Raw genomic sequence first — 6,075 nt, 5'->3', positions numbered from 1 at the left:
TGGGAGAGGGCTGGGGTGAGGGCATCAGCGCGCACCAGACCTACTTACGGCGCCAGGTCGTCCCCTGCGGGCCGTCTTCCAGAATGATGCCCATCTCGGTCAGACGGTTGCGCGCCGCATCGGCCGCCGCCCAGTCTTTCGCCTGACGCGCTTCCAGACGCGCTTTGATCAACGCTTCAATCTCCGCCACTTCACCGTCGTCCGCCTGCGCGCCACTCTGCAGGAACGCGTCCGGCTCCTGCTCCAGCAGGCCGAGCACGGAGGAGAGCTTGCGCAGATGGGACGCCATGGCATTCGCCGCCGCCATGTCCTCTGACTTCAGGCGGTTCACTTCGCGCGCCATGTCGAACAGCACGGAGTAGGCTTCCGGGGTGTTGAAGTCGTCGTTCATCACCTCAACAAAGCGCGCTTCAAACGCTTCGCCGCCCGCTGCAGGCACAGATTTGTCGGTACCGCGCAGCGCGGTGTACAGACGCTCCAGCGCCGAGCGAGCCTGCTTCAGGTTCTCTTCGCTGTAGTTCAGCTGGCTACGGTAGTGGCCGGACATCAGGAAGTAGCGCACGGTTTCCGCGTCGTAGTACTTGAGCACGTCGCGCACGGTGAAGAAGTTGCCCAGCGATTTCGACATCTTCTCGCGGTCAACCATCACCATCCCGGAGTGCATCCAGTAGTTTACGTACTCGCCGCCGTGGGCGCAGGTGGACTGCGCGATTTCGTTTTCGTGATGCGGGAACATCAGATCCGAACCGCCGCCGTGAATGTCGAAGTGGTTACCCAGCTGCTTGCAGTTCATCGCGGAACACTCAATGTGCCAGCCCGGACGGCCTTCGCCCCACGGGGATGGCCAGCTTGGTTCGCCTTCTTTGGACATTTTCCACAGCACGAAGTCCATCGGGTTACGCTTCACGTCCACCACGTCAACGCGCGCGCCGGCCTGCAGCTGGTCCAGATCCTGACGGGAAAGCGCGCCGTAGGTTGGATCCGTCGGCACGGAGAACATCACGTCGCCGTTGTCCGCCACGTAGGCGTGACCGCGCGCGATCAGCTTCTCGTTGATCTCAATGATTTCGTGGATATGGTGGGTCGCGCGCGGCTCGCTGTCCGGGCGCAGAATATTTAGGGCGTCGAAGTCTTTGTGCATCTCAACGATCATGCGATCCACCAGCGCAACAAAGCTTTCGCCGTTTTCATTAGCGCGCTTGATGATTTTGTCGTCAATGTCGGTAATGTTACGCACGTACTTCAGGTTATAGCCCAGAAAACGCAGGTAGCGAGAGACGACGTCGAACGCGACAAAGGTACGGCCATGGCCGATATGGCAGAGATCGTAAACCGTAATACCACACACGTACATGCCGACTTCCCCGGCATGGATAGGTTTAAATTCCTCTTTCTGGCGCGTCATTGTATTAAAGATTTTTAACATCGAAGATTCCATGTAAACACGTGTGTGGGTTGTTTGTTCCCTATAATACCCATAATTCGGAATAGGATCAGCACACAATGCAAGGTGATCGCGTCCTGTGGTTATGCTATAACAAGCCCCTATATATGACCCGAAGGCGGGTCGACGTACCACAATAACGGAACAGGATGCAAAAATGGTTACTTTCCACACTAATCATGGCGATATCGTAATCAAAACCTTTGATGACAAAGCGCCTGAAACAGTTAAAAACTTCCTGGACTACTGCCGCGAAGGTTTCTACAACAACACTATTTTCCACCGCGTGATCAACGGCTTTATGATCCAGGGCGGCGGTTTCGAGCCTGGCATGCGCCAGAAAGAGACCAAAGAAGCGATCAAAAACGAAGCGAACAACGGCCTGAAAAACACCCGCGGTACGCTGGCAATGGCCCGTACTCAGGCGCCTCACTCTGCAACCGCGCAGTTCTTCATCAACGTGGCTGACAACGACTTCCTGAACTTCTCCGGCGAAAGCCTGCAGGGTTGGGGCTACTGCGTGTTCGCAGAAGTGGTTGAAGGTATGGACGTGGTCGATAAGATCAAAGCCGTCTCTACCGGCCGCAGCGGTATGCACCAGGACGTACCTAAAGAAGACGTTGTGATTACAAGCGTGACCGTCAGCGAGTAATTCGTGGCGACACTCTTTATTGCGGATCTGCATCTGCAAACAGAAGAACCGGCGATAACCGCCGGTTTTCTACGTTTTTTACGCGGTGAAGCGAAAAGCGCCGACGCGCTGTACATCCTGGGCGATCTGTTTGAGGCCTGGATTGGCGACGACGATCCTGACCCACTGCACCGTGAAATGGCTGCCGCCATTAAAACGCTGGTGGATTCCGGCGTCCCCTGCTACTTCATTCACGGCAACCGTGATTTCCTGCTCGGCAAGCGCTACGCCCGCGAAAGCGGTATGAAACTGCTTCCGGAAGAGCAGGTGCTCGATCTCTATGGCCGCAGGGTGCTGATCATGCACGGCGACACGCTCTGCACCGACGATACCGGCTACCTGGCGTTTCGCGCCAAGGTCCACACCCCGTGGATCCAGAAGGTGTTCCTTGCCCTGCCGCTGTTTATCCGCAGCCGCATCGCCGCCAGAATGCGCGCGGGCAGTAAAGCCGCTAACAGCAGCAAATCGTTGACCATCATGGACGTCAATCCGCAGGCGGTGGTGAGCGTGATGGAAAAGCACCGCGTTCAGTGGTTGATCCACGGTCATACCCATCGTCCTGACGTGCATTCTCTTATCGCCAACGGCGAACCGGCCCATCGCGTGGTGCTCGGCGCGTGGCACAGCGAAGGCTCAATGGTCAAAGTCACGCCAGAGGGTGTGGAGCTGATCGCTTTTCCGTTCTAATCTACCTCTTTACACTAATTCTATTTTTTTGAACGATACAGGCAAATTGTTTCGATTTTAATCAGTCCGTGGTCGGCCTAATATTTATCACATCAGGGCAACACGCCCTATCCCAAACAAAATACTTAAGGAATACGACCATGAAATCCATCAAAACTTTCGTTGCAGTTGCCGCTCTCTCCCTGGTTTCTTTCGGATCTTTCGCTCAGACCGTAAGCGCAACCGGTTCAACCCTTGACCGTGCGGAAGCGAAAATTGCTGCCCAGGCTGCGGAACAAGGTGCGTCCTATAAAATCACCAGCGCACAGTTCAACAACCGCGTGTACATGACGGCAGAACTGACGAAATAATGATTGCCGCTCGACGAAAACAGACCGCCAGAACGCGGTCTGTTTTGTTATGAATTGATGGCAACAACGGCTCAAGATTTAACCGCGCAACCGTTTTCCTTGCCCGTATAACATGCTATTCTCTGTGCCCTCGAAAGCAGTGTGTTTCGCACCACAGGAGTTTTAAGACGCATGTCTTCCCGCAATAATCCGGCGCGTGTCGCCATCGTGATGGGGTCCAAAAGCGACTGGGCTACCATGCAGTTCGCCGCCGAAATCTTTGAAATCCTGAATGTTCCGCACCACGTTGAAGTGGTTTCCGCACACCGTACGCCGGACAAACTGTTCAGCTTCGCCGAAAGCGCCGAAGAGAACGGTTACGAGGTGATCGTTGCCGGTGCGGGCGGCGCAGCACATCTGCCTGGCATGATTGCCGCCAAAACGCTGGTGCCGGTTCTGGGCGTTCCGGTCCAAAGCGCCGCGTTAAGCGGTGTCGATAGCCTCTACTCCATCGTCCAGATGCCGCGCGGTATTCCTGTCGGCACGCTGGCGATTGGTAAAGCGGGCGCGGCGAACGCAGCCCTGCTGGCCGCGCAAATTCTTGCGACGCACGACAAAGATTTACGCCAGCGCCTGGCGGTGTGGCGCAAAGCCCAGACCGACGAGGTGCTGGATAACCCGGACCCGCGGGGTGCGGCATGAAGCAGGTTTGCGTCCTCGGTAACGGCCAGCTGGGCCGCATGCTGCGTCAGGCCGGTGAGCCGCTGGGTATTGCCGTCTGGCCCGTCGGGCTGGACGCCGAGCCGGAAGCAGTGCCGTTTCACCAGAGCGTGATCACCGCCGAGATCGAACGCTGGCCGGAAACCGCGCTAACCCGCGAGCTGGCGCGCCATAACGCCTTCGTGAACCGCGACGTGTTCCCGATCATCGCCGACCGTCTGACGCAAAAGCAGCTGTTCGACAAGCTCGGCCTTGCGACCGCGCCGTGGCAGCTGTTGTCTGATAAAAGCGAGTGGAATGACGTTTTCGCGATGCTGGGCGAGCTGGCGATCGTGAAGCGCCGCGTCGGCGGATACGACGGCCGCGGCCAGTGGCGCCTGCGCGCGCATGAAACCGCCGAGCTGCCGGACGACTGCTACGGCGAGTGCATCGTTGAGCAGGGCATCAACTTTAGCGGCGAAGTGTCGCTGGTAGGCGCCCGCGGGCACGATGGCCGCACGGTGTTTTACCCGCTGACGCATAACCTGCATCAGGACGGCATTCTGCGCACCAGCGTTGCCTTCCCGCACGCCAATCCCGACCAGCAGGCGCAGGCGGAAGAGATGCTCTCTGCCATCATGCACGAGCTGGGCTACGTGGGCGTGATGGCGATGGAGTGTTTCGTCACGCCGTCGGGCCTGCTGATCAACGAGCTGGCCCCGCGCGTGCACAACAGCGGCCACTGGACGCAAAACGGCGCGTCTATCAGCCAGTTCGAACTGCACCTGCGCGCCATCACCGACCTGCCGCTGCCGCAGCCCGTCGTTAACAGCCCGTCGGTGATGATCAACCTGATCGGTACCGATCTGAACTACGACTGGCTGAAGCTGCCGCTGGTGCATCTGCACTGGTATGACAAAGAGGTTCGCGAGGGTCGTAAGGTTGGTCACCTCAACCTGAACGATACCGATACGGACCGCCTGAGCGCCACCCTGGAGGCGATCGTTCCTCTCCTGCCGCCGGAATACGCGAGCGGCATTGTCTGGGCACAATCAAAGCTCAAGTAAGACATCTGCGCCGGGGAGTTGACCTTCCCCTTCCCCGGCGTACAATCCCCGCCCATTGCTGCTGAGTTTTCTTCTGGAATAACCATGAACGATGGAACGGACTATCGCGCGATCCTCGCGTCTGATACCCCTTTAATCGACGTTCGCGCGCCGATCGAATTTGCCCAGGGCGCGATGCCTGCGGCAGTCAACCTGCCCTTAATGAACGACGACGAGCGCGCCGCCGTCGGCACCTGCTACAAACGCCAGGGCCCTGAAGCCGCGCTGGCGCTCGGCCATAGTCTGGTGAAAGGCGAGACGCGCGACGCGCGCGTCAGCGCCTGGCGCGAAGCCTGCCTTGCCCATCCCGAGGGCTATCTCTGCTGCGCGCGCGGCGGCCAGCGTTCACATATCTCTCAGGCCTGGCTGAAAGAGGCGGGCATCGACTACCCGCTGATCCGCGGCGGCTATAAGGCCCTGCGCCAGACGGCGATTCAGGTGACCATTGAGCAGTCGCAAAAACCGATGGTGCTTATTGGCGGCTGTACCGGAAACGGTAAAACCCTGCTGGTGAAGCAGCACGCGCAGGGTATCGATCTGGAAGGGCTGGCGCACCATCGCGGATCGTCGTTTGGCCGCACGCTCACGCCGCAGCTTTCCCAGGCAAGCTTCGAGAATCACCTTGCGGTTGAGCTATTGAAAAAAGACGCCACGCGCTGGGTGCTGGAAGACGAAGGCCGGATGATTGGCTCCAACCATCTCCCGGAGTGCCTGCGCGACCGCATGGTTGACGCCCCTATCGTTGTCGTCGAAGACCCCTTTGACGTCCGCCTGGAGCGCCTGCGCGAAGAGTATTTTGACCACATGTGGGCGGATTTTTCTGCCGCGTACGGTGAGGAGGCGGGCTGGAAAGAGTACAGCGAGTACCTGCACCACGGCCTGTTCGCCATTCGCCGTCGGCTTGGGCTGCAGCGTTTTGCGGAATTTACGGCGCTGCTGGACGCTGCACTTGCCGAACAACAGCGAACGGGCAGCACTGACGCACACTTCAGCTGGCTTGTACCGCTCCTGAACGACTATTACGACCCGATGTACGGCTATCAGCTGGAGAAAAAGGCGGAGAAGATTGTGTTTCGCGGGACGTTCGCAGACATTGCCGAGTGGCTTGATCGCTGAAAA

7 protein-coding genes are annotated in these 6,075 nt (G+C 58.4%); 6 read left to right on the top strand and 1 reads right to left on the bottom strand.

Annotated features, from left to right (window positions below):
* Positions 1–40: 40 nt before the first annotated feature.
* The gene (gene cysS, locus OSH03_RS16880) at positions 41–1,426 is read right to left on the bottom strand and encodes a cysteine--tRNA ligase (protein ID WP_266179631.1); all 1,386 of its coding nucleotides are present in this window, start codon (positions 1,424–1,426) and stop codon (positions 41–43) included.
* Positions 1,427–1,601: 175 nt separating this feature from the next.
* Between cysS and ppiB the strand changes: the two genes are divergently transcribed.
* From ppiB to mnmH, 6 genes are all read left to right on the top strand, one after another.
* The gene (gene ppiB / locus OSH03_RS16875) at positions 1,602–2,096 is read left to right on the top strand and encodes a peptidylprolyl isomerase B (RefSeq protein WP_000256009.1); all 495 of its coding nucleotides are present in this window, start codon (positions 1,602–1,604) and stop codon (positions 2,094–2,096) included.
* A gap of 3 nt (positions 2,097–2,099) precedes the next feature.
* The gene (gene lpxH, locus OSH03_RS16870; RefSeq protein WP_266179630.1) at positions 2,100–2,822 is read left to right on the top strand and encodes a UDP-2,3-diacylglucosamine diphosphatase; all 723 of its coding nucleotides are present in this window, start codon (positions 2,100–2,102) and stop codon (positions 2,820–2,822) included.
* A gap of 140 nt (positions 2,823–2,962) precedes the next feature.
* The gene (locus OSH03_RS16865) at positions 2,963–3,172 is read left to right on the top strand and encodes a YdgH/BhsA/McbA-like domain containing protein (RefSeq protein ID WP_151413926.1); all 210 of its coding nucleotides are present in this window, start codon (positions 2,963–2,965) and stop codon (positions 3,170–3,172) included.
* Between the two features lie 171 nt (positions 3,173–3,343).
* The gene (gene purE / locus OSH03_RS16860) at positions 3,344–3,853 is read left to right on the top strand and encodes a 5-(carboxyamino)imidazole ribonucleotide mutase (RefSeq protein ID WP_061098989.1); all 510 of its coding nucleotides are present in this window, start codon (positions 3,344–3,346) and stop codon (positions 3,851–3,853) included.
* The gene (gene purK / locus OSH03_RS16855) at positions 3,850–4,917 is read left to right on the top strand and encodes a 5-(carboxyamino)imidazole ribonucleotide synthase (protein ID WP_266179629.1); all 1,068 of its coding nucleotides are present in this window, start codon (positions 3,850–3,852) and stop codon (positions 4,915–4,917) included. Before purE ends, purK begins: the two co-directional genes overlap by 4 nt.
* An 84-nt stretch (positions 4,918–5,001) precedes the next feature.
* Positions 5,002–6,072 (top strand): tRNA 2-selenouridine(34) synthase MnmH, encoded by a 1,071-nt coding sequence (gene mnmH / locus OSH03_RS16850; protein WP_266179628.1) that lies wholly within the window; start codon positions 5,002–5,004, stop codon positions 6,070–6,072.
* Positions 6,073–6,075: the final 3 nt, after the last annotated feature.

Origin of the sequence: Enterobacter nematophilus (genome assembly GCF_026344075.1) — a bacterium.
Lineage (GTDB): Bacteria > Pseudomonadota > Gammaproteobacteria > Enterobacterales > Enterobacteriaceae > Enterobacter > Enterobacter nematophilus.
The sequence above is the reverse complement of the archived record's forward strand: the minus strand, read 5'-3'. Positions and strand labels throughout refer to the sequence as shown.